Here is a 25,095-nt window from a genome sequence, read left to right as displayed (position 1 = left end):
CCCGCGGAGCGGGTACCTGAGCGCTGCGCGCTCAGGACCGAACGGCCTCGCTGCGCTCGGCCGGGCCCCTTCGGGGCCAGCTCTCCGCTTCGCTTCGAGCAAAGAGCCGGCCCTTCGGGCCGGGGTCCTGCGCTTCGCTTCGGACTGCCCGGGTTCCGCTTCGCTCCACCCGGGTGGAGCCGCTTCGCGGCCCCTGTGGTGCTTCCACGCTGCGCGCGGAAGGTGATCCCGTTTCACGGGGTGCAGGCCTTCGGCCTGTTGGGGTGTCCGCTTAGCTCCCACCCCAGGCCCTTGCGGCTTCGCCTCCAGAGCGGGGCCCGCTTCGCGGTCCCGGCCGGCAACAAGAAGAGGCCGGTTCGCCGAGCTGACGGCCGTTGAGGAGCCTGCCAAGGGCCCAAGCCCAGGCAACCAGTCCGCTCACTCCTCCGCGCCCATACCCTACGCTGCACTGCCATGACCACTCCTGCCTCCCGCCCTGCCAAACCCCCAGGGGCGATAGCCCAATGGAGGGCCAGACGAACCGAGCGGGCCGCCCGTATCAACCGGACGGGCAGGCTTACCCCTGCCGCCCGCTGGACCTTGGGCCTCACCGGTGCCGCCATGGCGGGTGCTGGCACGGTGGCAGTCTTCATCACCGAAGTGGAAGCCGGCCCTACAGCCCTCATCATCGTCGGTTCCCTCCTGATCGTCGCCGCAGTGATGGGGCTCCTCATCAAGGAAATCGGTCTAGCCGACGGCACACTGACCTGGGGCGACGTCGGAGACAAGATCCGCGAGTCAGATACTCCCGAGGAGGCTCTGAGCCTGGCCTCCGCGGCAACCCTCATCGCCCCCGCGATCCAGCACGACCCGGACATTCGGGCACTGTCCGCCGCAGCCTACGAGGAGGTCGTCATCGGCCAGCTCACTGCGGTCTTCAACCGAGCCGCCGTTCGTGGGTCAGGCCCCCGTGACCTCGGCCGCGACGCCACCGTGACCGCAGAGGGCAAGACGCTCGGGATCGAGACCAGGTTCGGAGACCCCGCTAAGCCCATGAGTGCCAGCGATCTACGACAGCGCGTACAACGGATGTTGGGCAGATCAGTCGACCTGGATGCGGTCATCATCGTGAGCAACATGTGCGAGCCCCCGCTCTCCGCCCTCGGTGAAGCTCGCGACCTGGCACAGAGCCAAGGGAAGAACTTCCAGTACGTACGGTGGACCGGAACCGGCGACACCCCCGCACTCCAGCGAGTCATCCAAGATCATCTGCAAGGCTGACCGACAAACGACCTCGTGGGCTTCCCCTCCAGCAACAGTGATGGGGAGCCCACACCCCCCACCCGGAAGAGCCGTCTCCCGAACCCGCTCATGCTTCATTCTGAATCATGGCTAGACTCTGGGATTCCTACCACCACCCATTTGAACCAGTAACCGGTGACAGGAACTATGAAGTACGAGCGATGCCGAGGAGGAACGCCGCCTCGTATGACAGCCGCTCAGGCCGTAACCGGTAGTGGGCAGTTCCAGCGTAGGACATGCCCAGCGCCACGGTGAGCTGTTTGACGTCGAGTTCGTCGGCGAGGGTGAGCAGCCGTGTTGAGCGCAGGACGCGCGGGAGGAGGCCGACCGGGGCGAGGCTGTCTCGGATATGGGCCGCGCCGGCCGGGCCGGTGGTGACTCTGGTGAGCCGGGTAACCAGTGCGTGCGGGTTGTCCGTGTACAAGGTGTTCCGGTGGGCAAGGCAGCCTTCCAGAGCCCGCCATGTGGCGCTGTCGAGAGCAAGGTCGATGCTACGGCCAGGGAAGCGGACCGTCCGGCGACCGGTGTTGATGTGGGCGAGGGTTAGTCGGCGGAGTTCGGTCGTGGTGGCGGCGTGGAGAAGGGCCGCCAGGCCGATGAACGCCTCGTGCGGGAGGACGTCCTTGCCGGTAGTCCAGCGGCGGTAGAGGGCGCGCTGCTCGTCGAGAGTGAGGGTCGAGCCCCGGAAGCCACGTGACTGCGGGGCTTCCACGACAGCAGTGGGATTGTGAAGCACCAGTCCGGTGCGGTGGGCGTGGGAGAAAAACTGCCGCAGCCCAGCGAGCCAGGAAGCTCGGCGGGCTGGGTTGCGGGCCAGGAATGTCTCCAGGTCGGTAACGTTCACGCTCGCCCAGGTGCTGTGGCCTTGGGCGTGGAGGTGGAGGGCGAGGTCTCGAACGGTGTCGAGGCGGATCTCGATGGTCTTGAGCTGGTTCGGACGCAGCCCAAGCCGCTCAGCGTCTTGCCGCTGGGCCACCAGCGCATCCGCGAACGCGCGGACTGCGGGGCGCAGAGGCGCCGGGACTGCCCGGATCCGCCGCTCGCGCAGAGCGGTGGACCGCTCTTCCTCGAAGTCGGCGGGAGCCGTGAGGAGCTGCTGGGCGTGGAAGAAGTCTGTGAGCGGCCTGCTGAGCCAGGAACGCGTACGACGGGCCTCTCCGAGCAGAGTGTGGGGGTCGTTGGAGCCGGCATCGATGATGAGACGGGCGGTATGGGCGAGGGCGTCCGCGGCGTAGAAGGTGTGCCGGTGCGTCGCCAGATGCGAGGCCAGGGCGTCCCACCACGAGGGTGCGCAGGGCATCTGTCGAGCCCAGCCTGCCGCGCGGGTCTCAACCGTGTGAGGCGACCGCTCGTAGCAGCCCTTGCACATGCCACGCGCCCACTGGGCCAGGACACCGCATCCTGAACAGGGCACAAGCGGCTCCGCCCCCGCGGGATCGGAGCAGGGGCGACACCACTGAGTCTCCCCATGCAGAATCCGTCGCCGCCCGCAACGCTGACACGGACCACGCCCGTGGCCACCCGCGGCCCTGCGCCGGCAAGCCGCACACGTCTCCTGCTCCGAACGCCTGCCGCCCCCGCAGCCGGGACACGTCCTCGAGCACCAGGCACACAGGCTCGAACCGGGACGGAGCCAGCGCAGCTTCATACACCCAGCACAGCGGCCCTGAACGGCACCGGGAGCGTTCGCTGCCATGCGATCTCGAACCTGCCAGACAGAAGAGAAGGAACAACAAACAGCCGCGAACGTCACAGGGGCGGCAGAGACCGCTTCCCGACAGCCCGTAGCGGGCCCGGCAACGGTTGCCCGCCTGACAGCTCCGCCAGTGCCTGCACCACCGGCGCTGGGGGACTCAGCACGAGGAGGTCTCCAGGAGCACAGTCCAGGGCGATGCACAGCGCGGCCAGAGTGGACAGCTTCACCTGGGACGGCTGCTTGGTGAACAGAGCCGACACCGAGGCCGGGGACAGATCCAGCCCCGCGCTCTCGGCAAGCAGCCGCCGCAGCTGGGTGCCCGTCCACACACCGCGCTCCGCCGCGGCCATCCGCAACCGCCACTGCACGCCTGCCGAGGCCGGATCCGCAAGCCCGGGTCCTGCTGAGGTCATGTCTCTCGCCCTTGTTCGGTCAGCCGGCCAGTGCGCGGACTGCGGCATCGGTGGCGCGTTGCCAGGCGTCCTCGACAAACCGCTGCGATGGCTTCACGTACGCCATCGTCGAGGCGATATGCCGGTGTCCGAGCAGCTGCTGGACCGCGATCAGGTCCATGCCCCGCTCGTACTGGTGCGTCGCGCACGCCCGGCGCAGCGCATGAGGCGTGAACCGCTCGTCCCAGCCGACGCCTTCAAGATCAAGAATCCGGGCCAGGCGGTCCCGAACCATACCCGTCTTCAGAGACTGGCCGTCCTCGTCACAGAACAGCGCCGAGGTGGCAGGGAACAGCGGCCGGACGTCAGCCAGGTACCAGGCCAGAATCCGGTCCAGGCCCTCCAACATCGGCGCCCACCGCGGCCTCGGCCCCGACGCGTTCGCGGCCTTCCCGAACCGCACATGAAGCTTCCCAGACGGCCCCAGTCCCGGATGAACGTCGCACAGGTCCAGACGTACAAGCTCGCTCACCCGAAGCGCCGAGTGGTACGGCGTGCGCAGCATGGCGTAATCCCGCGCCGCGGCCCGGTAGTCGGAAGCGACCGCGACCTGGGAACGGACAAAGGAGAAGAACCCTTGCAGCCGTTCTTTGCCGGGCGGCGGACCCATCGCAGCGTCGTCACCGGCATGACGCACGCGGTTGAACCGGTCCAGCCCTCCGTCACCAACCGACACCGCGAACCGGGCACGGACCTGAGCCCCGTACCGCTGTGCGACGAAAGCGTGGAAGTCACGGAGTACCTGCAGGTACTGCCGGCGCGTCCCCGCTGCCAGACCCTCCACCACCAGAGCGTGGAACATCTCATCCACGTCTTCGGCTTTCACTGCCCACACCGGGCAGTCGAAACGCCCCAGGACACGGGTCAGGAGCGAGGTGTAACCGCGGACCGTCGTCGGAGCGAACCCTCGCACCACCCACGACCTCGCGAACGCCTCAGCACACTCGGCCTGGAACACCCACGGATCCGCCCCGGCATCCGCATCGGGCAGCCCACCCCCGACCACGCGCAGCCCGCCCCGCTCCCCCACAGCCACCCGCAACACCCCAAAGCTCGTCAGTTAGGCAGCACCTGAACAATCGCGCCACCACCGACAAACCCAACGACCCACCGGTTCAAAGGCAACCCCGCCAGCGAAATAACCGGCTCATCCACACGCCTCGCCGTTGAGCCACTGCGCCTCGTCGACGAGGAAGGTGCGGGGCCGCTCGGCCAGGGCGGTCTTCAGCAGGCGGTCGAACTCGCTGGGGTGGCGGGGCGGCTCACCGGGCAGGCGGAGCGTCTCGAACAGCTCGTAGCGGACCGCGCGGGCGGTGGGGCGGGCCCGGAAGGTGACCCGGCAGACCTCCTCTCCCCTAGTGTCCTCCAGCTCGTGCAGGCAGGTGTTGACCGCCAAGGTCTTGCCGAAGCCGGCGTTGCCATGAATGCACATCATCGCCCGCGCCGCGACCGTGTCCGCGATGTTCTCCCGCGCGGTCAGCAGCGCCGTCGTGGTCACGATGGAGGCGTCGGGCAGGTCGACGTACTGGTAGGTGGACGCGGTCAACGCACACCACCGCCCGCAACGCCATCCCCGTCACCGGTGACACCGCCCTCCGGTCCGCCGCCGGGCTCGTCGTCATCGGGCGCGGGTGACGTCTGCGGCCGGGTACGGGCCGCGAGGGAGGCCGGGGTACGCCAGGCAGGCGGAGGCGCGGCCGGCGGGATCAGGTCTGGAAGCGCCAGCCTCGACAGACCCGTCCGATCAGCCGCCGCCAGCTCGGCGGCAGCTTCGACCGCGGACACGGCGTCCAGCCGCTCCGGCTTCCCCGGCCGGGTCGCGGCGGCGTAGCGCTCGCGCTGGGCTGCGGCGAGGTCCCTGCGCAGACGCCGGCTACGCGCGGCCCGCGCGGTGCGGACCGCGGTGATCTGCTCCGGGCTCGCCTCGTCCGCAACGGTCGCGGGGCCCAGGTAGCGGCCGGTCGAGGCATCGAAGACCTCGATCCGGTGATCGTGGTGCGGCATGAACCGCACCCGCACCCCGGTACCCGCCAGACCCGTCATCCACGGCCCCACATAATCCCGTCGGCGGAACCGGACCCCGCGGGTGGAGACCACCCGGATCCGTCCGTCGTCCTCCAGCGTGAACGTCCACAACTCCTCCGGGCTCACCTCCCGCACCGGAGTCGGATCCGCCTCCCAGGCCTGAAGCGGGGTCTTTCCGCCCAGCGGAGCCGGCTGGTGCACGGTGTTCCACCACTCCACCCAGCCCAGCAGCCGGGCGGTGAAGTCCTCGAAGTCGACCAGGCCCTCGTCCTTCGGCCGCCCACGGCGCCGGCCCGGGCGCGGCTGACGCAGGTAGCCGGGCAACGAGGCGAGGAACATCGACTCCACCGCCCGGTTCAGGCCCTCGACCGTGCCCTTCAGATGTGGCGTGTAGGCGGGCAAGTCCTCCACCTCGACCACCAGCGCACCGAACGCCGCCGCGACCGTCTTCGACAAGAAGTCCCTGCCCCGGTCCACACGGACCTTCTCCGGGAGCCCTCCCTGCGGCCCGAACGGCTCCTCGCGCAACACCGCCGACCGCAGCGCAGCCAGCACCGACTCCCGCGACGGATACCCGGGCGTGACCGCGACGCCCATGACCGTGTTCGTCGCGCAGTCCACGAACCAGGTGGCCCAAGGACGACGGACGCTGCCTTCAACCTCGACCAGAACGGGGGCCTGGACGTGATCGGCCTCCCACACCTGATTCCGCCAGCCCCGAGGCCGAGCCAGGAACACATCGTGCTTGCGGGCCTCACGCTCACCACCGGCCAGTCCCGCCCGCTCCCCCACGGTCAGATCCCGCCGGATGGCACGGTGCAGCGTCGGAATCGACGGCGGCAGCTCACCCTCGCCCCGGGCCGCGCGAGCGGTCAGCTCGCGATGCACAGCCGCGACGTTGCCCTTCCACAGGCCGAGCAGAGCCCGGACCTCCGGGGTGACCGTGAACCGCCCGTAGTACCGGGCCCTCTCCCCCGGCACCGCAGACTCATCCTCCTCCGCGGCAGCCAGCCACCGCCACACCGCCCGCTCCTGCACGCCGAACGTCTCCCCCACCGTCCGCACATGCCCGGTGGTCAGCTTCCCCTCCCGACGCAAAGCCAACAACCGGCGCACCGCCGGCCCCCGCAACGCCCGAACCGACACCCCAGGCAACGCCCCGCCCGAACCAACCGCCTGCTGTACTTCCTCGTCCACCCACCCCACACAACCGGCCTGTACCAGCCGATAGATCAGAACTCACGAAACTGAGACAGCGTCACCCCTGGAGCGATAAAGGCCCCAGACAGCGATCCCCCACCGATCTCTCACATCAAAGACAGCGAGACCAGCCCCCTAGACATGTCCCGACCAGCATCAACACCCCAGAACCTCACTGTCTCTCACCCCACCACCCCCAAACCGAGAAATCGCAGTCCAGCGGTCGGTTGGATCCAGTGGTGGCCGGCCCGCAGGTGGGCGAGTGCGGCGTGCTGGAGGGCGGTCTCCGCGGTCAGCGACAGCGCGTCGTCCAGGTCCAGCACATAGCGTCCGAAGGCGTACTGGATCGCCTCACGGTCGCCGCCGGTCAGGCCGCGCTGGTCCTGTGCGGGGCAGCGGTCCGGACCGCGCCGTGAGGAGGTGAATCCCTCGATGAACCGGCGCAGTTCGTGGTCCTCGGGAAGGTGGTCGTTCAGGGCCGGGTCGAGCAGCCAGCTGTTGACGCTGATGGTGAAGGCTCCCTGCTCCCACTGGACGCCCTTCCCGTACTCGCGTGGCAGGCGGCGGAGGAACGCGTGGACGCGGTCCGCCCAGGCCTGGTCCGGTACGGTCGTCAGCGGATGCGCGGTGTGGGGCACGTACACGTCCACCCCGTCGTTCCATGCCACGCAGTCGAGCTGTTCCAGCCGGTAGATGCGCCCGCAGAACGCACCCATCACGAAGTCGTGCTGGATCAGGCCGCCGTACTCGGAGCCCTTCCGGTAGAGGGCGATCTTCTCGCCCAGCACCCCCAGGCCGGCCGCCGATGTCTCCTCCGGCACCTCGATGCTCCGGTGGAAGTCCCGCACGTACGGGGTGGCGGCCAGAAAGGCCACGACGTAGAACCACCATCCCTCCAGGCCGTGCTCGTACATGACGGGACCGACGGGGACGCTCAGGCTGTTGCCCATCCGGGACCGGATCAGCCAGAGGGTGCGTTCCAGGAGCCAGAGCCATGGGGAGTCGACATGTGTCACGGCATCGGCCGCGGCGGCGATGTCGGCGTGGTCCTCCCGGGGGATCTTCAGTTCCTCCATCAGGGTGATGAGTGCAGCGCCCTCGTGTATGCCCGGTGCCCCGTACCAGTGGTAGTGCTTCGCCGCAGCTTCCAGGGCTTCGGTCCAGGCCCGGAACTCCTCGCCCAGCCCGAGGGATTTCCTGACGTAGGAAGCCGTCAGCGTCCGGCGGGCCGCGACCTCCCACCCGGGCAGTCTCTCCCACAGATGCCGTTGCACCCCGGGCTCGCCATGGAGCGCGGCCAGCATCTGCTCGTGGAGGTAGTCCTTCTCGGCGGCAACAGCCGACTGGTCGTCCGCCTCACGCGCGGCCATCCAGCGCCGGCGCCACTGATCGATCCAGTCCAGGGGTGCGTAGTCCATGCGAACGCCATCGCCGTCGAGGAGGGCGTACATCAGGTAGTAATGGACGGACAGGCCCGTCGTCCATTCGTCCGTGTGGGCGATCCTCACGAGTGCGTTCACCGTCCGCCGCGCCATCTCGTCGTGGGCGGGCGCGGGGGCGGTTGCGCTCTGCTTCGATGCCATGGGTGCCTCCCGAAGGTTGAGGGTGCCGGTTCTGCGGTCGCAGCCGCAGCGCCGACCGCCGATAACAGGGCGTCAAGCAGGAACCCTATTATCGTCTATCCGACGATAATAGGGTATCGCCTTCCTGAGAGCCGGCCTGTAGCCTCGCCCTCCCCACCGGGGTCGGTGCGCAGTGGCCGCCGTCCGGCTGCGCAAGCTTGGTTCAACCCGGGGCGCTGCGGATCATCCAGGACGGTCTGGGCCTGCTCCGGAACCGCTTCGGTGACAGCCCGGCCGCTCTGATCCGTGTGGCCCTGCAGTACGGCCTGCAGCGGGCCGAGAACGCCGCCGTCCTCGTGGGCCTGCCGCTTGCCCCAGGCAGACAGGATGAGGCGCCGGCCACGAACTCTGGCCGACCGTGCATTGCCACAGCGTCCGAGCGTCGGCGTTTCGGCCAATCGCCCCCGGACGCGTGCTCTTGCGCGGCAAAGGTCGGTGCACTGTGCACCTTCGGAAAATCGCTGAATCACAGGGTGCATAAGCCGTCCGAAAGGAACAGTTGCTCGAAATCGCGTGTCGTTGAACACACCGACGCACCACCACGTCTACGAGGGGGAGACACATTGAGGTCAGTCGAACCGGGCGGCGACGCGGTCCCGAGTCCGTCGAGGACGGAAGCGACGGACAGCATCTCCGACGCGGAGCGGGAGCTGTACGGCGGCCGGCTGCGCTACGACCAGTCCTACGTCCGGCATGAAGGCCCGCTGACCCGGTTGGGGTTCGGGCACATGGCGGCCGCGCTTCCGCACATGGTGGGCCTGGTGCTGCGCACCGGCTGGGAGGCGGACCGGCGCGCGCTGATGGGGGTCGTGGCCGCCGAGCTCGCGCAGGGCGTGTCTGCCGGGTGGGGTCTGGTGGCGGTCAGCGGCGTCCTCGCGCAGTTGTTCGCCTACAGTCCGACCGTGGACAAGCTCCGCGACGCTCTGCCGTCGCTGATGGGGCTCGCGGTCGCGGCGGTGGCCACCGCGATGCTGTCGGCGTGGTCGACCGCCCTGTCGGGTCGGCTGGAGCCGCAGGTGGAGCGGGCGGTGTCCGCCCGCTCCTACACGGCCGTCACCGGCGTGGAGGTGGAGGCGACCGAGCGGCCTGAGGTCCAGCGGATTCCGGAGGCGGGGAAGTTCGGCACCGACTCGGCCCGCAGAACGCTGCGGCTGTCGATCGGGGTGGGCAATGTGGTGAGCGGCATGGTGGCGGCCGTGGTCGTGCTCGCGGCGCTACAGCTGGACGTCGAGCACGACGACCCGGCCCCGCTGCACGCAGAGGGATATGACCTGGTCGTCATGCGGCTGATGTACCCCTTCCTGAGGGACCGGGGTCGCGTCGTGCACGCACTGGGCGAGCGGCTGCGGGACACCGGTGCGCTCGTCGTCATCACCCCGCTCGTGGAGAACACGCCTCAGGAGCGGCGCGGTATCGCCTTGGACGAGGACGAAATCGACCTGGTCTGCGCCGGCTGGGAGGTGGCGGAGCGGCTGGACGCGGACGGGCTGGCCTTCCTGGTCCTGCGGGGCCCGTGCCGCACGGGCACCCGGGCCGTCGAGAAGCGGCCGACCACCGGCCACGCCCTGACCGGCGCGCTCGCCGTCGTCACCGACGACGCCGGCCGGGTCCTGCTCGGCCGCTCCCGGCGCGGCATGCTGGAGCTGCCCGGCGGCAAGACCACGGGCCCGGAAGACTTCGCCGCCGCAGTGCGCGAACTCGCCGAGGAGACCGGGCTGCGCGCCGACCCGGCCGACGCGCACGTGGTGATTGATGCTGGTCGACGACAGCCACGGCACTCCGCGAGCTCAAGCAGGAGGAGGGAAAGGACATCTGGCTCTGCGGCGGCGGCGAGCTGGCGGGCCTGCTGCACCCCGAGATCGACAGGCTGATCGTCAAGCTGTCCCCGATCACCATCGGCGCCGGCATCCCGCTGCTCGGCCGCACTACCGGCTTCGACGTCCGGCAGTGGGAGCTGACCGCCCACACGGTCCTGCCGAGTGGCGTCCTCTTCCTCACCTATGACCGGCCCTCCGCTGCGTGACGCACCCCGCGGACGACGGCGACCCGCTCGACCGCCGGCTCCTCAGCCCGTCACCCCGGCCGGGGTGGCGGCACGCTGCCGTTCGGCGCAGCAGCCGTGAGCGACCGCCGGCAACGCGTTCGCGTTCAGCGTGGCGTTCAAGCGGGCGCGCGGGGCCGGCCCGTCGGACTGGCGGCGGCAGGCGCGTTCGGAGCGGCGGTCCGGTCCCTGACGCTGTGGCGCCCGGCGGGACACATCTCGGTCGCCCGGACGGATCCGGCATGAGAACCTCACACCCGTGGCTACGGAAACCGAGGTCGGAGAGCTGTTGCACCGGCGCGGCTGGCGGACGGCGTTCACCGTCGCTGAAACGGTGGATGCCTGGGACGCCCTGGTGAGCGCCGTCGAGCGCGGCTACGGCGACGACATCCACGAGTACAGCAACGACCTCTACTGCCGGAACTGGCTGCACGAGTGGTGGCTCCTGCTGGACGACCACATCGTCCAGCTCTGGACCCCGCAGATCAAAGCACTGGACGACCGATACAAGGCCGCGACCGTCGACGACGACGGCATGGCGCTCGACCGGTTTCACAGGGTCCCCGGCCCCGACCTGTGGTGGTGGCGGCGACACCCCCGCATCCTCACCGGAGACCTCGGGCGTTCGCTTCGCTCCGCCGGTGCCATCGGCACCGACCCGGACACGCCATGACCCTCGGCCTCGTGGGATTGCGGGACACCCCGTGACGAGCTCGCGTCGCGAACCGGCCCTCGCGGCCGAGGACCGGCGACGACGGGCCTGCTCGGCTGGCCGGGTGTGGGGGGAGAACGCCCACGTCCCGCCGGCGGTGCCGGCGGGACGTGGAGCTACTGCGTTACTGCGGGTCCGTGTAGACGTACTGGTCGATGTCCAGGGACGCGTGGGACACGGCCAGCCAGGACAGAAGCGCCGGGCTGAGGAAGATGCCCATCTGCTGGGGGTCGTCGGGGTCTCTGATCTCCTGGACGATCTGCAGGCAGACGGCGGCGTCGTCGGAGACGGCGAGGCGTCCCAGGGACTCGGCGAAGTCCTGCCCCCATGCGAGGATCACCGGCTCCAGGTCCTCCGGTCGGGCGCGGCCCGCGCGGCGGATCCAGGTGGAGTGGGAGCGAGGGGGCGACTGAGGGCGTCGGCGGCTGCCGATCGACGTCGACTCGTCGGGTTCCACTCCCAGATGCCGGGAGACGGCTTCGGGCTGCAGGGTCTCGCTGACCACCCGCAGGTAGATGCGGAAGGCGCTCACGGGCGGTACCTGTAGTTCGTCGGGACCAGGATCCTGCCGTCCTTGCTCACGAGGACGATCCGGTTGTCGCCGTCGCGCATCGCATCGAACCTGGAGACCATGTTCTTGCCGACCCAGTCGGCCTTGAAGCCGTGCGGGTCCTCTCCCATGCTCTGGAGGGCCTTCTCAAGCTGCTTTTCCTTCAGCTTCACCAGCGAACCGCGGTCGATGGCCACGGCGTCGGGGATCTCGCCGGGGATGATGCTGCACGATGCGTTGTGGACGAGGACCGGGGTCTTGCCGGCCAGCACATGGTAGCTGTGCAGGTCGTTGACGGTCAGGTTGTAGGCCGGCTGGAGGGTCTTCCAGTGCGTGACCTGCTGGATCCGCGCGGTGGAGCCGTCCGGGGTGCGCAGGGCGTCCCCTGCGTTCAGGTCCGCGGCGTGGGTCCACTTTCCGCTGTTCTGCGTCCAGAACGGGTGGTGGTCGGTGGCGGTGAGGGAGCCTCCGCCCAGGGCGGCGTCGAGGGTGATACCGGTGAAGTCCCGGTCGTCGGGCGTGCGGATCGTGTCGTCGACGCGGCGGGCTCCGGTCGTGCCCGACGAAGGGTCGGCGGCGAGGACCTCGTCGCCGACCTGTACGGCCTCGATCGGCTTCGTGGAACCGTCGGCCATCAGTACCTGCGTACCAGCCGGGAAGCTGTCGCACTTCATGCGCCGCTGGACCTTGCGGATGTCGTCGGGGATGAGCTTGCCGCCGACCTTGAGCCAGCGCAGCACGGCAAGTGCCCCGAGTGCGCGGTCGGCGGTGCTGAGTTCGCCGCCAGTGGCCATGTCCTTGCCGGTGATGGCTTCGACGATGCCCTTGCCGTCCCCGACGCCGGGCAGCACGTTGAGGAGCGCGCCCATGCGCGCATCGCGGGCTGCGTTCTCCTCGGGCGTGGTGCCGGTCGTGCCGACGGCTTCTCCGACATGGGAGAAGTCGAACTTGATGTCGGAGACCTTGAGGAGACCGTCGGCTGCCTTGTTGAACCCGGTGACGGCCTTGTTCACCTGGCTCATCCCCGCGTTCATCTCGGCCACGCCCTGGTTGGCCTTGTCCATGCCCCGGGCGGCCCCTTCGAGTGCCTGGTTCATTTCGCCGAGGGTCTGGTTGACGCCGTCCAGGGCGGCGTTCATCTCGTCGAGCGCCTCGATCGACGTGTTCATGCCGGCAACTGCCTGGCCGAGGGCGGCGTTCAGCTCGTCGAACCACTTCCCGATCGGGTCGCCGTCGATGACAACCGGCGGAAGGTCTTCGCCCGGGGGGACGTAGTTCGCGGCAACGAGCATGGCCAGGACTTCGGCCGACTCGTTTTCGGCGCCGACGAGGCGGGAGATGGTAACCAGATTGGTCCCGAGGTTGTCCAGGTGCGGTTTGGCGGCCTTGAACGTCTTCAGCGCCTGCTGGAGGGCCTGCCGCCTCTTCTCGGGGTCGGCCTGCTGCTTCGGGTCCGGTGTGAGCAGCGGCCGGAGCTTGACGAGCTGCTCGAGCTCCTTGTTGAGTGCGTCGAAGGACGTGCCGCCGCCCTCCTCCGGGTCTCCGAGCAGGTAGATAAAAGCCCCGACGCCGAGGCCGAGCTTGATGGACTTGAGAGCGAACTCCTTGTGGCACCTGGGGCGCTCCAGCAAGGGCCGCTCCCGGCACTTGGAGTACTGCGCAACCCGCGCAGCGATCTCCAGCAGCGTGGGCTCACCCGCGGCCGGCTCCGCGGCCGCAGCCGTTCCCACCCCCGTGCCGACTGTCAGGCACAGGGCCGTGAGGAGTGTGACGATCTTCTGTTTGAGATGGTGGTACATGCGTTCCCTACGGGCGCGGACCGGTTCGGACCGCGCTCCCCCTTGCGGCAGAAGCCGCCCTTGTTACTCGCGCGTAGCGCGTTGGTCGCCGCCCACCGTAAGCCGTTACCCGAAGTCATGATCAATTCTTATGGGGACGGTCCCTGCGGACGCGCGCGTCGGCCGGGGCGACACCCGGCGCCCCGCAGCACCGCACGCACCTGCTCGGCATCGGCGACCTCCACCACCGCGCGCGACCAGAAGCCGAAGCCGGCATCCGGCACGACCGGCACCGCCCGAGCACGGTCATGGGATCGGCCCTCACCGCGGAACTGGGCGAGGGACACGACCACCTCGTGGCCGACCTGGCCGACCTGGCCGACCTGGCCGACCCGGAGGGCGTACGCAGCGCGGCGGCCGCGGTCACCGTGGCCGCCACCCCCAACGACCTGCTCGTCACCAATGCGGGCCGGACCTGCGAAGGCCGGTTCGCCGAGATGCCCCTCGACGAGACGCTGCCCGTGCTGCACCTCAACTGCGAGGCGCTCGTCGGCCTCGTGCACGCCTTCCTCACCGTCGCCCGCCCCGGGGCGGCCCTCGTCAACGTCGCCTCGACGCTCGCGTTCACCCCGCAGCCAGGCCAGGCCGTGTACGGCGCCACCAAAGCCTTCGTGCACGCTTTCTCGCAGGCGCTGTGGTACGAGCAACGGCCGCGCGGGATCCACGTGCTGGCCGTGTGCCCCGGGCCGACCGCGACCCGGCCCGGCCTCCATGCGGACACCCCGGCCGTGCTGGTCGGGGCCCGGAGTCGGTGGCCGCAGTCACCGTCAGGGAGCTCCGCCGGCGGCGCCGCCACACCCTGATCCCCGGCCGCACCAACGCCGCCGTGACCAGGACCCTCGCAGCGCTCCCCCGGCGCGCCTCCCTCGCCCTCCTCGCGGACGGGTGAGGGGCGCACGGCGCGGCCGGAAGGTCGGTGCTCGGATGTCGGGGGTGCGCATGAACTCCGGGGCGCAGCCGGCCTCCACCGGCGGGCCGTTCGGGGCGTGCGCCGGTGCCTTGGGTCGGCGGCGCGGGTCGCAGACCGGCTCGGCGAGCTGCCGTCCCGCGCTCGCCCTCGGAGGACTTCCGAGCGTGGCCGCGGGCTCGTCCGGCTCCGGCACTCACCGGTCTCATGCCCCCACGGGACGGTGCACCTGGTTCCTCGACGGCTCCGTCCGCAGCCGGTTCCAGGCGGCCACGCCGAGCATCAGGCCCCACAGGACGAAGAGGGCGTACCAGAAGAGGCCCCAGGCGGCCTGCGGGTCGGCGTCCTTGGCGGCGAAGGCGGGGGCGGAGACGACCCGGCCGGCGGCGAGCAGGTACTGCAGCGCGAAGTAGGTGAAGCCCCACAGCGTCATACCGGCCGAGGCGGTCATGGACACGGCGCAGAGGGTGCGGCGCGGGAGTCGGCGCCCCCAGGGCTGGACCAGGGCGAGCGCGCCGACGGCACCGAACACGGCGACGACACCCATCCCCCAGTAGCCGATCGCGGCCTCCCAGGTACCGTGCGGGGCGGAGGCGAAGTCCCCGGGGAAGGTCGCGCCGATCCCGGCACCCCACCAGAAATGCGGTGCCGCGTAGGCAATCGCCGCCCCTGCAGCCACATAGCCCGGCCAAACCCGCCGTACCGCCGCCGTAGCCATGGCAGTAGTCATCTCTTCCCCCGAGGTCTCGTTCCCGTCCGGCACGCCCACCGCGTCCCGCCTGGGAAAACACTGCCCGAACCGCCCTCCGGGCGAGTCGGGCACCGGGACGAACCCTTCTCCCCCATACGGGGGAGACACCACCGCTCCGCCTCAACCTGCTCCGACCCGCCGGCGGCCTCCCCACCTCGTTCCGCCAACCCCGAGGTCGTCCTGCGGGTGGGAGACGACCTCCGGTTCTACGAGGGGGTGGCGCACCGGCCGGGGACCGGTGCGCCGCGGGAGTCGGCGTGGTGGAGGCCGGCCGGGGGCGGCTCAGCGGTTGTCGTGGAGTTCCTGGTGCATCTGGGGCTGGTCGTCCTCGCCTTGAGTCAGGGCGAAGCGCTGGACCTCGTTGTAGCCCTTGGAGGCGATGCCGAGGATGTCCTTGTACGGGTTGACGCCGGTGGCCTTCTGGGCGGTGCCGCCGAGCATGCCACCGCCGACGCCGCTGACCAGTCCGTGGCCCGCGGCCAGGGGTTCGGCGGCCGCGCCCAGGACGCTCTTGGGCAGGCCGGCCATGTCGGCGTACTTGTCCGAGAGGGCGTGGCGGACCATCGCGAAGAACGCGTCGTGGACGCCCGGCGGGTAGAACTTCTTGTAGAAGTCGACGGCCTGCCTGGTCATGAAGACGCCGTCGTCGGTCTTCTTCCACTCCTTGTCGCGTTCCTGGTTCCACATGGCTTCGACCACGTCGGGGTCCTTGGGCGCCGGCCTGGGGATGGCTCGGCCGCACCATCGGCAGCCGCACCGAGGGCGGCCACTGGCTCCGCGTCCACTGCGGCGAGGCAGCCAAGACCCCCGCCAACCGGAACGAGGGGATCGCCCTCGCCGAGGAACGGGTGTCCGACAAGGTGTCCCGCCCGCACCTGCACGACCTGCTCCACTGGGACGGCGGCGAGTACGTCTTCGAAGCGGAGCTGATCGACTACATCGCCCAGCCCGTCATCTCGCCGGAAACGCCTGACCTCACCGCGGATCCGGGCCTGCCGGACTCCTGGTGGACGACCCTGCGGGAGAGCCTGGAAGCCCTCAGCACCGCCGAACCTCCCCGCGAAACCATCCGCCAGTCCTGGGCCGACCGGGTCTTCCCCGAGTTCCTTGGGATCCCCGCCCCGGCCATCACCGAACTCGTTACCGGGCACGCCGATCTTCAGTGGGCCAACCTCACCCATGAGCCGCTCGTCATCCTGGACTGGGAGCGCTGGGGCGCCGTCCCCGTCGGCTACGCCCCCGCGACGCTCTACGTGAACAGCCTCTGCGTCCCCGCCGTCGCCGACCGCATCCGTGCCGAGTTCACCCATGTCCTTGACACCCCCGCGGACCGAATCAGCGAACAGATCGCCCTCGCCGAGATGCTCCAGGCCGTGGGCCGTGGCTGGTACGTCGAGCTGGCCCCGCTCCTGCGGCAGCGCTCAGAGGACCTGACGGGGGTCCGCCCTCCGGCTCCGTCCCCCACCCATCCGACCGCCTGATCGGCGCCTCCTGCACGAGCCCCGGCGCGCACTCTCCGACCTGGGGCTCACGTGCGTCAACTCCCGTCCCGTCTATGGTGTTTGACGATGACTGTTGCACCTTGCATCGCGGTCGAGCAGCTTTGGCCGGTGTCCTGTTCGGGTTGGGGTCGGGCATGTTCAGGGGGGCCGTACGCTGGCCGGCAACTCGGGCAGGCTTTGGGCCCGACCGCAATTGGCACGAGTGGCCCCCTGGACTTGCCCGACGCGGACCGGGCCGCTTCCTCTCCTTAAACGGGCTGCCTCAGCCGTCAGACCGTCGCTCGCCGGAAGAAGATGGTCTGCGGCCTGGCCCTCCCGGCGGTCGCCGACAGAGGAGGGGTGGCCCGGCCATGTGGCCGGGCCACCCCTTCGGCGTGCAGCTGTCAGGCGGGCTGCGCGTCGGGCGCCGGGGCGGAGGTGTCGGGACGGCTGCTCGTCTCGCGGAGGAACAGCAGGCCGCAGATCGCGATCACCGCCGAGGTCAGGCCGTGGATGCCGAACGCGGCGGCGACGGAACCGTGGTGGGCCAAGACGTTGATCACGTCGCCGAACGGGGCGACAGCCTCCATCAGCAGCACCAGGCCCAGGGCGCGGCGGTGGCCCGTCACCAGCAGGACGGCGATGACCAGACCCATCGAGAACTCGCGGATGCCCTTCATGACGAGGAGGCCGCCGCCGTCGCCGTCGGGCCAGGTCGGCAGGCCGACGCCCGGAGTGGACATCTCGGGGGCCAGGATGAAGGACAGTCCGAGGTACAAGACGAACAGGGTGAGGACGGCGGCCAGGACGGTGTTGACCTTCTTCAGTGACACGGCGGTTCTCCTGCGAGGTTCGGCTCGGAGGGGCGGACCGGATCGCTTCACGACCGGGCGCGGGTGCGGATGCGTGACCGCCTGGGGGAGGGCAGGGCTGCCCCGGCTGCCCTCCCCCGGCGGCAGCTGTCGTGTCATGCGTCGATCTGCTCGAAGACGTGCGGGTACGACACGATGTCGTCGGGGAGCTCGGCCGCCATGCGCTGGAACGCGGGGCTGGCGAACGCCGCGGCGAGCGCCTCGGTCGACTCCCAGACCGCGACGTTCATCAGGAGTCGGCTGTCCGCCGTCCCCTTGTGCATCTGCGGGGAGACGAACCCCGGTTGGGCCTTCATGAACTCGGCCTGCCTCCGGAAGAGGGACAGGAACTCCTCCGTCCTCTCCTTCGGGACGAAGAAGGTGTTGGCCAGGACGATGGGCCCGGTCTTCTCCTTGAACTGCGCGAACATCGGTGTGTTCGGGTCGAGACTCTGCAGCTTGGCCATGGTCGGAACTTCCTCTCGCCATCGGTGAACGGGTGTCGCCGGGTTCCGCGTCCTGCGTCCTGCGGATACCAGCGGAGCACATGTCCCCGCTCTACGACGGCGGCGGCGCCGTCTCGTTCTGTTGGGGACGGTGCGTACCTGCCCTGGCGACACGGCGGTTGCCTGTTGAGAGACGTCCTTTGCTCTGGGATCCCGGCGCACCAGCGGATTCGATCGAACGCGTGGTCGGATTTCGGCCAGCTCCACAGGCTTCGCCACGCAATCTGGGCGCATGACCAAACTGACCTATCGCCCGGCGGCCATCACAGCACCTGTTCTCCGGGAGCTCCGCGCCCACGATGACGCCGGCGTCGTTCCTCGCCCCTATGCGTACGACGCGGCAGGAGCCCCGCTGCGCTGCTGTCTGCGGCGTGGCCGCGTCGGTGAGCGGATCTCGCTGGTGTCGTACGCTCCGCTGCGCAGGTGGGCGGCGGAGGTGGGCTGCGACCCGGGAGCCTACGACGAAACCGGCCCCGTCTTCATCCACACCAGCCGGTGTGAGGGGCCGGATCCGCTCTCCGGCCATCCGTTCGCCGAGACCGGAGCGCTGCGCGCGTTCCGCCGCTACAGCAGGGAAGGCCACATCACAGGCGGCGCGATCGTACGGCCGCCGGACGATCCCACCCGGTCACAGGCGGCCGTGGACCAGGCCCTGCGCACTGCCTTCGCCTCACCCGACACCGCCCTCGTCCACGTACGGGCAGTGGAGTACGGCTGCTTCCTGTACGAGGTGCGCAGGCCCTGACCGGAGCCCAGTCCGGCCCCGGGTTCCTGCCCTGCAGGGATCCGCGGCCCGTTCGTACGCGTACCCGTACCGGACCGGATGCCGGTGGACGGTGGCCCCGATCAAGGGATGTGTCGGTGCTGATGTCTGCGACGAGGCCGGACTGGACGAATGCGTGGTGTCGAGGGCGTCCCGAAGTGCCGTATACCGAGGAGGATTTCGCGTCGGTCCACGGGTGGTCGGAGCCCCGTGCCCGGCGAGTCGGCGGACGAGTTCGGTGCGGATGGGGTCGGGGGTGATCTCCGCAGGTCAGGTCCGGCCCGGCCCTGGCTCTCACCCACGCAGACACCTGGGTGATCCACCGCACACCACCCCGCCTGGACTCCCGTCCGCGGTCCCGCGTAAACATGGATCATGCCGGAAGAATCCCCCGCCCCTGAATCCCCTCTGCTACAGAGCCTGCGCACAGCCGTGGCCGCCGCCCCCGAGGACGTCCCCCTGCGGCTGCACCTCGCCGAGTTGCTGCTTTCCGCGGGTCTGCACGACGCTGCGGTGACGGAAGCCGCGGCAGCGTTGCAGCATGCTCCGGGGGACGGAGCGGCGCGGGAGGTGATGGCGCGGGCCATGGGGATGCCGGCGGCCCCCACGCCCGTGGCCCCGATCACCTCCACGGTCGCCGATCACGTGTCGTCCGGCGAGCCGGCCGCCTCCACCGGACCGGCGGCGCCGACGGAGCCGGCCACCGCCCCCGAAGAACCGTCCCGTCCTGCCGGGTTCGACTGGCAGGCCGCGGAGCAGGAGGTCGACGGCATCGTCGAGCCCCGCTTCGTCGAGCCCCCGCTCAGAGCCGACGGCAGCGGCGACCCCGAGGACGCCGCCTGGGAGGTATCCGCTCCCGACGTCGTACGGCTCGCGGACGTCGGCGGCATGCAGGAGGTCAAGGACCGCCTCGAAGCCGCGTTCCTCGCGCCGATGCGCAATCCCGAACTGCGCAGGCTCTACGGCAAGAGCCTGCGCGGCGGGCTCCTCCTCTACGGTCCGCCCGGCTGCGGCAAGACCTTCATCGCCCGTGCCGTCGCCGGCGAGCTCGGCGCGAACTTCCTGTCCGTGTCCGTCAACGACGTCCTCGACATGTGGATGGGCAATTCCGAACGCAACATGCACGAGGTCTTCGAGACCGCCCGCCGTCAGGCGCCCTGTGTCGTCTTCCTCGACGAGCTGGACGCGCTCGGAGCCAAGCGCAGCCGTACGCAGCACAGCGGCATGCGCAACACCGTCAACCAGCTCCTCACCGAGCTCGACGGCATCCACTCCGCCGCCAATGAAGGCGTGTTCGTCCTCGCCGCCACCAATGTCCCCTGGGACGTGGACATCGCGCTCCGGCGTCCGGGACGGCTCGACCGCACTCTGCTCGTCCTGCCGCCCGATGCCACCGCCCGCGAGGCGATCCTCCGCTACCACCTGCGTGATCGTCCCATCGAGGCAGTTGACCTGGGACGTCTCGTCAAGGTGACGGACGGCCTTTCGGGCGCGGACCTGGCCCATGTGTGCGAGTCGGCCGCGGAGAGCGCGCTGCTCGACTCCGTACGCACCGGCCAGATCCGCATGATCGGAACGAAGGACCTGCTCGACGCCGCCAAGTCGGTGGTCCCGTCGACCGAACCGTGGTTCGCGGCGGCGCGGAACGTGGCGATGTTCGCCAACGAGGGCGGTATGTACGACGACCTGGTGACGTACCTGAAGAAGAGGCGGAAGCTGTGAACGGGAATCCGGTGCTGGGGCGTGCCGCTACGCTCCAGTCGGCAGGCCGGTATGAGGAGTCCAAGGCCGTGCTGGCCCCCTACCTCGCCGAGGAGCCGGACGACGAATGGGCCTGGCAGGTGCTCGCCGTCGCCCACGAGAATCTCGGCGAGTACGAGCTCGCGGAGCGGGCTGCCAACGAGATGATCCGGATCACGCCCGGGCACGTTGGCGCGCTCATCCTCCTGTCCCGGGTGCTGCTCCGCATGGGCAAGCGGTCCGAGGCGCGGGAGGCGGCGGAGGAGGCCATCCGCAGGGCGCCCGACAGGTGGCCCGCGCATTTCGCGCTGTCCCAGGTACTCGTCGCCTATGCGACGGCCCCGCCCGCCGATCACGAGCGGGCGTACGAGGCGGCCTGCGAGGCCGTGCGCCTGGCCCCCCAGGAACCCGACGCCCACCAGGCCCTGTGCTTCACGGCCGTGCGCACGCAGCGTCAGGACGTCGCGAAGCAGGCCCTGGTCGAATGGCTGCGCCTGGACCCGTCCAACGAGACGGCACAGGCCATGTATACCGACGCGATGGCCGACACCCCGGCCGTCCCGGCGGCCCGGGCCGCGGAGATGTACTCCGCGGGGCTGGCGGGTGTACCCCAGTCCGCGATGCTGCGCCGCGGGCTCGACCATGCCACGTACCGCCTGCTGCGGGGAACACGCTGGCTCGCGCTCGGCTGTCTGGCGGCCGCGGGAGTGATGATCGACCTCTTCCCCACGGCCAAGCACCCGACCTTGCGGGAGCTGCCCGTACCGCTCGGCAACCGGGTCTGGGTACTGATGGTCATGGCCGCGATCTGGGGCTTCGGCGCGCTGCTGCGCTACCACCGGCTGCGCAGCGGAGTGCAGCTCAACATCCGCTCCCTCGTGCGCCGTGGCCGCTGGGCGCGGATCGTGGTGGGACAGGCTGCGTTGACCGTGCTCTGCGCACTGGTGATATCCCAGATCCCGTGGACCGATCGGAGTGTGCCCGAGGTGTTCTTCTGGGTCGGCTTGGTGGTGTCGCTGTCGACCATGGCGTTCGACCGCAAGAAGGCCGGGTGACCGGCGCACCGTCGGCCTCACCTCGGCCGGAGCGGCGAGGCCGTCGCCGGTCTCGTCCGCGACCATCCGCGAAGCCCGGCTGCTCCTCTGTCTTGCTCCTCGCACGACGACCCGTTCATGATCGTCGTATGGGCAGGCACTCGGTGACCATGGACGAGATCGTTTCGGAGGACTGGCCGGCCGTTCACCTGTGGGTGCGCCTCCCGGAGGTGTGACGCAAGAGGGGCGCCTGCGCCACACATCGCTGCTCCGCGACGGCTGGCGGGACTCCATGATCTTCAGCTGCCTCGAAGAGGAATGGCGCTCCCCTGCCTGACCCCGTCCATCCTCGGGGTGCTGCCGTTCCTCGTGAACATCGACCTCGGCGTGGCATGAACGGCGCACGCCGAGCCGCATCGCCAACGCGGTCCAGCCAGTAGCCGGCGGGGTGTTGGCGCGAGAGCGCGAGCCGGTCCCGATGAGGGTGCGCGCCGGTCCCGCCTCCCTCAGCCGGTTTCGATGACGAGGTCGGCGCGCCGGCGGCCCAGGGCGACGAGGCGGGCGTTGGGCTCGTCCGACCGGGCCACCCAGTCACGCGCGCGGGCCGGGTCCTTGCCGTGCCTGACATGGCGGGCGATCAGCCGGTCCAGGCGCAGGTCATCGGCCGGGGCGAGGTACCAGGCCTCGTCCAGCAGGGGGCGTACCGAGGCCCACTCCCCCGCGTCGTGCAGCAGGTAGTTCCCCTCGGTGATCACCAGCGGTACGTCCGGGGCGACGGGGATGCTGCCCGCGATCGGCTCCTCCAGGCCACGGTCGAAGGCGGGCGCGTACACCGTGGACCCCTGCCGCGGTACGCGCAGCCGCCGCAGCAGGGCCACGTAGCCGGCGGCGTCGAAGGTGTCGGGGGCGCCCTTGCGGTCGGCGCGGCCCGTCCGCTCCAGCACGGCCTGCGCGAGGTGGAAGCCGCCCATCGGAACCACCACGGCCCGTTCCGGCCCCAGCGCTTCCGCGAGCCGGGCGGCCAGTGTCGACTTTCCGGCCCCCGGGGGTCCGGCGATGCCCAGGACGCGCCGCTCGCCCGTGGCGGCCAGCGCCTCCGCTCTCCCTACCGGTTCCGTCATACGCATCCGTCCATCCTGTCCGAGAAAGACGACCCGTCCGTCCGTACCGGTTCCGACGAGGCACGGACACCCGACGCCGGGTCGCCGGGTCGCCGGGTCGCGCTGTGGATTCGGATCCGGAATGACCGGGCGAATTCTTGCGGCGGATCCCGGCGGGCGATCCCCCACTCCTGCGGCAGACCGCGCTGAACCTGCCGGCCGTGGTCCGCGCGATCACCGTGCACCGCCACGGGCAGGTCACCGCGGCCCCCGGCCCCGACCCCTTGGACCCCCTGAACCCCGGCCCGGCCGTAATTCGGTTGACCCGGCTGCGGGTGGGCGCTGCACTGTGGCGGGCACCCCGAGCGGTGGTGCCGGCATCCGGGGGAAGGCAGCAGCGCACATGGAGATCCGTCATACGACCGACCAGGACTTCGACGCCTTCGTCGATACGATGCTCGCCGCGTTCGGGTTCTATCCGCAGCCTCCGGTCGACGGCGGCGGGCAGTGGTGGTCGGCGCTCGAGATGGACCGGTGCCTGTTCGCCGTGACGGCGGACGGGAAGCCCGTCGGCACCGCCGGCGCGTACTCCTTCGAGCTCACCCTGCCCGGCGAGACCCTCGTCCCCGTCTCCGGGGTGAGCGCCGTCGGCGTCCTGCCCTCCCACCGGCGCCAGGGCGCGCTGCGTGCGGGACAGCCCCCGATCTCGCCCGCGCCGCGGTACGTCGCCCTCCACCGGGACGCCGACGGCGTACCGGACGGGTACGCGAGCTACACGATCGAGCCCGGAGCCTCCAGGACGATGAAGGTCGACGAGATCATCACCGCCGACGACGCCGTCCACACGGCCCTGGCCCGGTTCCTGCTCGAGCACGACCTCGTCGACCAGGTCTCCTTCAAGCACGTCCCGACCGACCACCCGCTGCGCTGGCGGTTCGAGGACTTCCGGGGCGGCGAGGTGACGGGAGTCGGCGACTGGCTGTGGGTGCGGCTGCTGAACGTTCCGGGGGCGCTGACCGCACGCGGCTGGTTCGCGGACGGCGAGATCGTCCTCGACGTCGAGGACCGGTTCCTCGGCGAGCACGGCCGCCACCTGCTGACCGTCCGCAACGGCAAGGCCGTGCGTCCCTACGGACCGGGAGCCCGACCTGTCCCTGGACGTGAGCGACCTCGCCTCGGTCTACCTCGGCGGCACCGCCCCGAGCACCCTCGTGCGCCGGGCACATCAGGGCCCACCATCCGGGCGCGGCCGCCCTCGCCGACACCCTGTTCCGGACCGAGCGCTCCCCGCACTGCCTGCACTGGTTCTGACCGGGCGGGCGGTGCAGCGCCGCGTGACGAGCATGTGGTCGCGGCGGTGGGGGAAGGGCGTGGAGCGGGCCTCGTCGGGGATGACACGCCGTCCGCTCAGGCGTTGAGGGCGTGTCCGGTGGTCACCACGTGGGCGGGGATCTCGTCGCGGCGGTCGCCCACGGTCGGCGTCCGGCAGGCTCGAACAGGAGGATCGCAGCGCCGGTCGGCGCGGAGGGCTTGTGCTCCATGCCTGCGGGGACGGTGAAGACCGTCTCCCGGGGCAGCAGGACCGTGCGCTCGCCCTCGGGCTCGCGCAAGGAGATGTGCAGTTCACCGTCGAGGACGAGGAAGAACTCGTCGGTGTCATCGTGGGCGTGCCAGAGGTGTTCGCCCTGGACCTTGGCGATCCGGACGTCGTAGTCGTTGACGCGCGTGACGATGCGGGGGCTCCACAGGGCGTCGAAGGAGGCCAGTGCTGTGCCGAGGGCGATGGGTCGGTTGCTCATGGGCTCATCGCCCGGCTCTCCCCGCTCAAGGACCGGCACATCAATTTCCTGGGCCGCTACCTGTTCAACATCCACAACAACGGCCCCGAGCGCGGCCTGCGCCCGCTGCGTGACCCCGAGGCCCCCGAGGAAGCCGACGATGAGGAGTAGGTCAGTGGCCGCGGGGCGCGTCATGATCACGGCCATCCCAGCGAGTCCGGGGGCCGCGGTCGGTTACCTTCCGTTCCCGTCAGCTCGGCAAGGCAGGGGTGGGACTCAGGTTTCGTTGTCTCTCATCACCACTACGGGGCAGGTCGCGTGTTCGACGCAGTAGCGGCTGACGGAGCCCAGCAGGGTGCCGGTGAAGCCGCCCAGGCCGCGGCTGCCGACGACCAGCAGGTCCGCGCCGTTCGCAGTGTCGACGAGGAGCTGCGCGGGGTGTCCGAGCACGATGTGGGTGTTGAGAGGTACCTCTGGGGCGGTGTGTCTTTCCTGGTCCACGGCGTGGGCCAGGGCCTGCCGGGCGGCTGCTTCGAGGTCTGACGCGGGTACGGGTACAAAGCTGCTGGTGGCCGGGATGGTCCAGCCGGTGACGGCTTCGACGGCCGCGTTCTGCCTGCGTGCCTGGGCCAGTGCCCACCGCAGAGCTTTGCGCGAGGGTTCGGACCCGTCGACGCCCACCACGATCCTCGCGGTCGGCCCATTCTGGTCGGCCATGGTCCGCCTCCTGGACGCCGTGCTCACCCGGCGCTCGGCTGTAGTGCCTG

At 70.2% G+C, this 25,095-nt stretch carries 22 protein-coding genes and 3 pseudogenes; 10 read left to right on the top strand and 15 right to left on the bottom strand.

Annotated elements, in window-relative coordinates:
- Positions 1–618: 618 nt before the first annotated feature.
- On the top strand, positions 619–1,260 hold the full coding sequence (locus tag ACIRBY_RS16655) for a hypothetical protein (protein ID WP_403901125.1): 642 nt from the start codon (positions 619–621) through the stop codon (positions 1,258–1,260).
- Positions 1,261–1,426: 166 nt separating this feature from the next.
- Here the strand turns inward: ACIRBY_RS16655 and ACIRBY_RS16650 are convergent, their stop codons facing one another.
- The 6 genes from ACIRBY_RS16650 to ACIRBY_RS16625 form a co-directional block, all read right to left on the bottom strand.
- A complete protein-coding gene (locus ACIRBY_RS16650; protein WP_403901123.1) occupies positions 1,427–2,581 on the bottom strand; it encodes an integrase in 1,155 nt (384 codons plus the stop codon).
- Between the two features lie 449 nt (positions 2,582–3,030).
- The gene (locus tag ACIRBY_RS16645; protein ID WP_403901159.1) at positions 3,031–3,327 is read right to left on the bottom strand and encodes a helix-turn-helix domain-containing protein; all 297 of its coding nucleotides are present in this window, start codon (positions 3,325–3,327) and stop codon (positions 3,031–3,033) included.
- 82 nt (positions 3,328–3,409) lie between these two features.
- Positions 3,410–4,465, bottom strand: a complete 1,056-nt coding sequence (locus ACIRBY_RS16640) for a tyrosine-type recombinase/integrase (RefSeq protein ID WP_403901121.1) — start codon at positions 4,463–4,465, stop codon at positions 3,410–3,412.
- A 111-nt stretch (positions 4,466–4,576) separates the two neighbouring features.
- On the bottom strand, positions 4,577–4,975 hold the full coding sequence (locus ACIRBY_RS16635) for an AAA family ATPase (protein WP_403901120.1): 399 nt from the start codon (positions 4,973–4,975) through the stop codon (positions 4,577–4,579).
- Positions 4,972–6,570, bottom strand: coding sequence for a Mu transposase C-terminal domain-containing protein (locus tag ACIRBY_RS16630; RefSeq protein ID WP_403901158.1), 1,599 nt, complete (start codon positions 6,568–6,570; stop codon positions 4,972–4,974). Before ACIRBY_RS16630 ends, ACIRBY_RS16635 begins: the two co-directional genes overlap by 4 nt.
- Positions 6,571–6,836: 266 nt before the next feature.
- Positions 6,837–8,237 (bottom strand): acyltransferase domain-containing protein, encoded by a 1,401-nt coding sequence (locus ACIRBY_RS16625; RefSeq protein WP_403901118.1) that lies wholly within the window; start codon positions 8,235–8,237, stop codon positions 6,837–6,839.
- 538 nt (positions 8,238–8,775) lie between these two features.
- Here ACIRBY_RS16625 and ACIRBY_RS16620 point away from each other — a divergent pair.
- The 3 genes and pseudogenes from ACIRBY_RS16620 to ACIRBY_RS16610 form a co-directional block, all read left to right on the top strand.
- Positions 8,776–10,070, top strand: a pseudogene (locus ACIRBY_RS16620) (NUDIX domain-containing protein); the annotation flags it as partial.
- 16 nt (positions 10,071–10,086) lie between these two features.
- Complete coding sequence (locus ACIRBY_RS16615) at positions 10,087–10,299, top strand: hypothetical protein (protein ID WP_403901156.1); 213 nt, start codon at positions 10,087–10,089, stop codon at positions 10,297–10,299.
- Between the two features lie 277 nt (positions 10,300–10,576).
- Positions 10,577–10,990, top strand: a complete 414-nt coding sequence (locus tag ACIRBY_RS16610) for a hypothetical protein (protein ID WP_403901116.1) — start codon at positions 10,577–10,579, stop codon at positions 10,988–10,990.
- A gap of 163 nt (positions 10,991–11,153) precedes the next feature.
- On the opposite strand, the gene ACIRBY_RS16605 is transcribed toward ACIRBY_RS16610, so the two are convergent.
- Positions 11,154–11,561, bottom strand: a complete 408-nt coding sequence (locus tag ACIRBY_RS16605) for a DUF4279 domain-containing protein (RefSeq protein WP_403901114.1) — start codon at positions 11,559–11,561, stop codon at positions 11,154–11,156.
- A complete protein-coding gene (locus tag ACIRBY_RS16600) occupies positions 11,558–13,378 on the bottom strand; it encodes a polymorphic toxin-type HINT domain-containing protein (RefSeq protein ID WP_403901113.1) in 1,821 nt (606 codons plus the stop codon). Before ACIRBY_RS16600 ends, ACIRBY_RS16605 begins: the two co-directional genes overlap by 4 nt.
- 287 nt (positions 13,379–13,665) lie before the next feature.
- On the opposite strand from ACIRBY_RS16600, the gene ACIRBY_RS16595 reads away from it, so the two are divergent.
- Positions 13,666–14,220 (top strand): SDR family NAD(P)-dependent oxidoreductase, encoded by a 555-nt coding sequence (locus ACIRBY_RS16595; RefSeq protein ID WP_403901111.1) that lies wholly within the window; start codon positions 13,666–13,668, stop codon positions 14,218–14,220.
- Positions 14,221–14,529: 309 nt separating this feature from the next.
- Here the strand turns inward: ACIRBY_RS16595 and ACIRBY_RS16590 are convergent, their stop codons facing one another.
- On the bottom strand, positions 14,530–15,003 hold the full coding sequence (locus ACIRBY_RS16590) for a DUF3995 domain-containing protein (protein WP_403901109.1): 474 nt from the start codon (positions 15,001–15,003) through the stop codon (positions 14,530–14,532).
- Positions 15,004–15,357: 354 nt separating this feature from the next.
- Positions 15,358–15,774 carry a hypothetical protein gene (locus ACIRBY_RS16585; protein WP_403901108.1) on the bottom strand — a complete coding sequence of 139 codons (417 nt, stop codon included), beginning with the start codon at positions 15,772–15,774 and terminating at the stop codon, positions 15,358–15,360.
- Between the two features lie 149 nt (positions 15,775–15,923).
- Between ACIRBY_RS16585 and ACIRBY_RS16580 the strand changes: the two genes are divergently transcribed.
- On the top strand, positions 15,924–16,556 hold the full coding sequence (locus tag ACIRBY_RS16580) for a hypothetical protein (RefSeq protein WP_403901106.1): 633 nt from the start codon (positions 15,924–15,926) through the stop codon (positions 16,554–16,556).
- Positions 16,557–16,960: 404 nt separating this feature from the next.
- Here ACIRBY_RS16580 and ACIRBY_RS16575 read toward each other — a convergent pair whose 3' ends face one another.
- Together ACIRBY_RS16575 and ACIRBY_RS16570 are read right to left on the bottom strand one after the other, a co-directional pair.
- Entirely contained in the window at positions 16,961–17,389 is a 429-nt protein-coding gene (locus ACIRBY_RS16575; RefSeq protein ID WP_403901104.1) for a DUF4267 domain-containing protein, read from the bottom strand.
- A 134-nt stretch (positions 17,390–17,523) separates the two neighbouring features.
- A complete protein-coding gene (locus ACIRBY_RS16570) occupies positions 17,524–17,874 on the bottom strand; it encodes an antibiotic biosynthesis monooxygenase family protein (RefSeq protein WP_403901102.1) in 351 nt (116 codons plus the stop codon).
- A 271-nt stretch (positions 17,875–18,145) separates the two neighbouring features.
- Between ACIRBY_RS16570 and ACIRBY_RS16565 the strand changes: the two genes are divergently transcribed.
- The 3 genes from ACIRBY_RS16565 (at position 18,146) to ACIRBY_RS16555 (ending at position 21,471) form a co-directional block, all read left to right on the top strand.
- Positions 18,146–18,658, top strand: a complete 513-nt coding sequence (locus ACIRBY_RS16565; protein ID WP_403901100.1) for a DUF1203 domain-containing protein — start codon at positions 18,146–18,148, stop codon at positions 18,656–18,658.
- Positions 18,659–19,051: 393 nt separating this feature from the next.
- On the top strand, positions 19,052–20,398 hold the full coding sequence (locus ACIRBY_RS16560) for an ATP-binding protein (protein ID WP_403901098.1): 1,347 nt from the start codon (positions 19,052–19,054) through the stop codon (positions 20,396–20,398).
- A complete protein-coding gene (locus ACIRBY_RS16555) occupies positions 20,395–21,471 on the top strand; it encodes a tetratricopeptide repeat protein (RefSeq protein ID WP_403901097.1) in 1,077 nt (358 codons plus the stop codon). The genes ACIRBY_RS16560 and ACIRBY_RS16555 overlap by 4 nt, the downstream gene beginning before the upstream one ends.
- Positions 21,472–21,956: 485 nt before the next feature.
- On the opposite strand, the gene ACIRBY_RS16550 is transcribed toward ACIRBY_RS16555, so the two are convergent.
- Entirely contained in the window at positions 21,957–22,577 is a 621-nt protein-coding gene (locus tag ACIRBY_RS16550; RefSeq protein ID WP_403901095.1) for a nucleoside/nucleotide kinase family protein, read from the bottom strand.
- Positions 22,578–22,953: 376 nt separating this feature from the next.
- Here ACIRBY_RS16550 and ACIRBY_RS16545 point away from each other — a divergent pair.
- Positions 22,954–23,861 (top strand): annotated as a pseudogene (locus ACIRBY_RS16545) (GNAT family N-acetyltransferase).
- Positions 23,862–23,957: 96 nt separating this feature from the next.
- Here ACIRBY_RS16545 and ACIRBY_RS16540 read toward each other — a convergent pair.
- Positions 23,958–24,349, bottom strand: a pseudogene (locus ACIRBY_RS16540) (cupin domain-containing protein).
- A gap of 255 nt (positions 24,350–24,604) precedes the next feature.
- Positions 24,605–25,045 carry a universal stress protein gene (locus tag ACIRBY_RS16535; RefSeq protein WP_403901093.1) on the bottom strand — a complete coding sequence of 147 codons (441 nt, stop codon included), beginning with the start codon at positions 25,043–25,045 and terminating at the stop codon, positions 24,605–24,607.
- Positions 25,046–25,095 lie beyond the last annotated feature (50 nt).

It is taken from the genome of Streptomyces sp. NPDC096136, from assembly GCF_044763325.1.
Lineage (GTDB): Bacteria > Actinomycetota > Actinomycetes > Streptomycetales > Streptomycetaceae > Streptomyces.
Note: the sequence above shows the minus strand (reverse complement) of the source record. Positions and strands in the feature narration are given on the sequence as shown.

Coding starts and splice junctions, on each gene's coding strand:
- ACIRBY_RS16600 (WP_403901113.1), bottom strand. CDS start 13,378: ATGTACCACCATCTCAAACAGAAGATCGTCACACTCCTCACGGCCCTG.
- ACIRBY_RS16560 (WP_403901098.1), top strand. CDS start 19,052: ATGCCGGAAGAATCCCCCGCCCCTGAATCCCCTCTGCTACAGAGCCTG.
- ACIRBY_RS16645 (WP_403901159.1), bottom strand. CDS start 3,327: ATGGCCGCGGCGGAGCGCGGTGTGTGGACGGGCACCCAGCTGCGGCGG.
- ACIRBY_RS16565 (WP_403901100.1), top strand. CDS start 18,146: ATGACCAAACTGACCTATCGCCCGGCGGCCATCACAGCACCTGTTCTC.
- ACIRBY_RS16535 (WP_403901093.1), bottom strand. CDS start 25,045: ATGGCCGACCAGAATGGGCCGACCGCGAGGATCGTGGTGGGCGTCGAC.
- ACIRBY_RS16650 (WP_403901123.1), bottom strand. CDS start 2,581: ATGCCCTGCGCACCCTCGTGGTGGGACGCCCTGGCCTCGCATCTGGCG.
- ACIRBY_RS16550 (WP_403901095.1), bottom strand. CDS start 22,577: ATGCGTATGACGGAACCGGTAGGGAGAGCGGAGGCGCTGGCCGCCACG.
- ACIRBY_RS16570 (WP_403901102.1), bottom strand. CDS start 17,874: ATGGCCAAGCTGCAGAGTCTCGACCCGAACACACCGATGTTCGCGCAG.
- ACIRBY_RS16625 (WP_403901118.1), bottom strand. CDS start 8,237: ATGGCATCGAAGCAGAGCGCAACCGCCCCCGCGCCCGCCCACGACGAG.
- ACIRBY_RS16595 (WP_403901111.1), top strand. CDS start 13,666: ATGGGATCGGCCCTCACCGCGGAACTGGGCGAGGGACACGACCACCTC.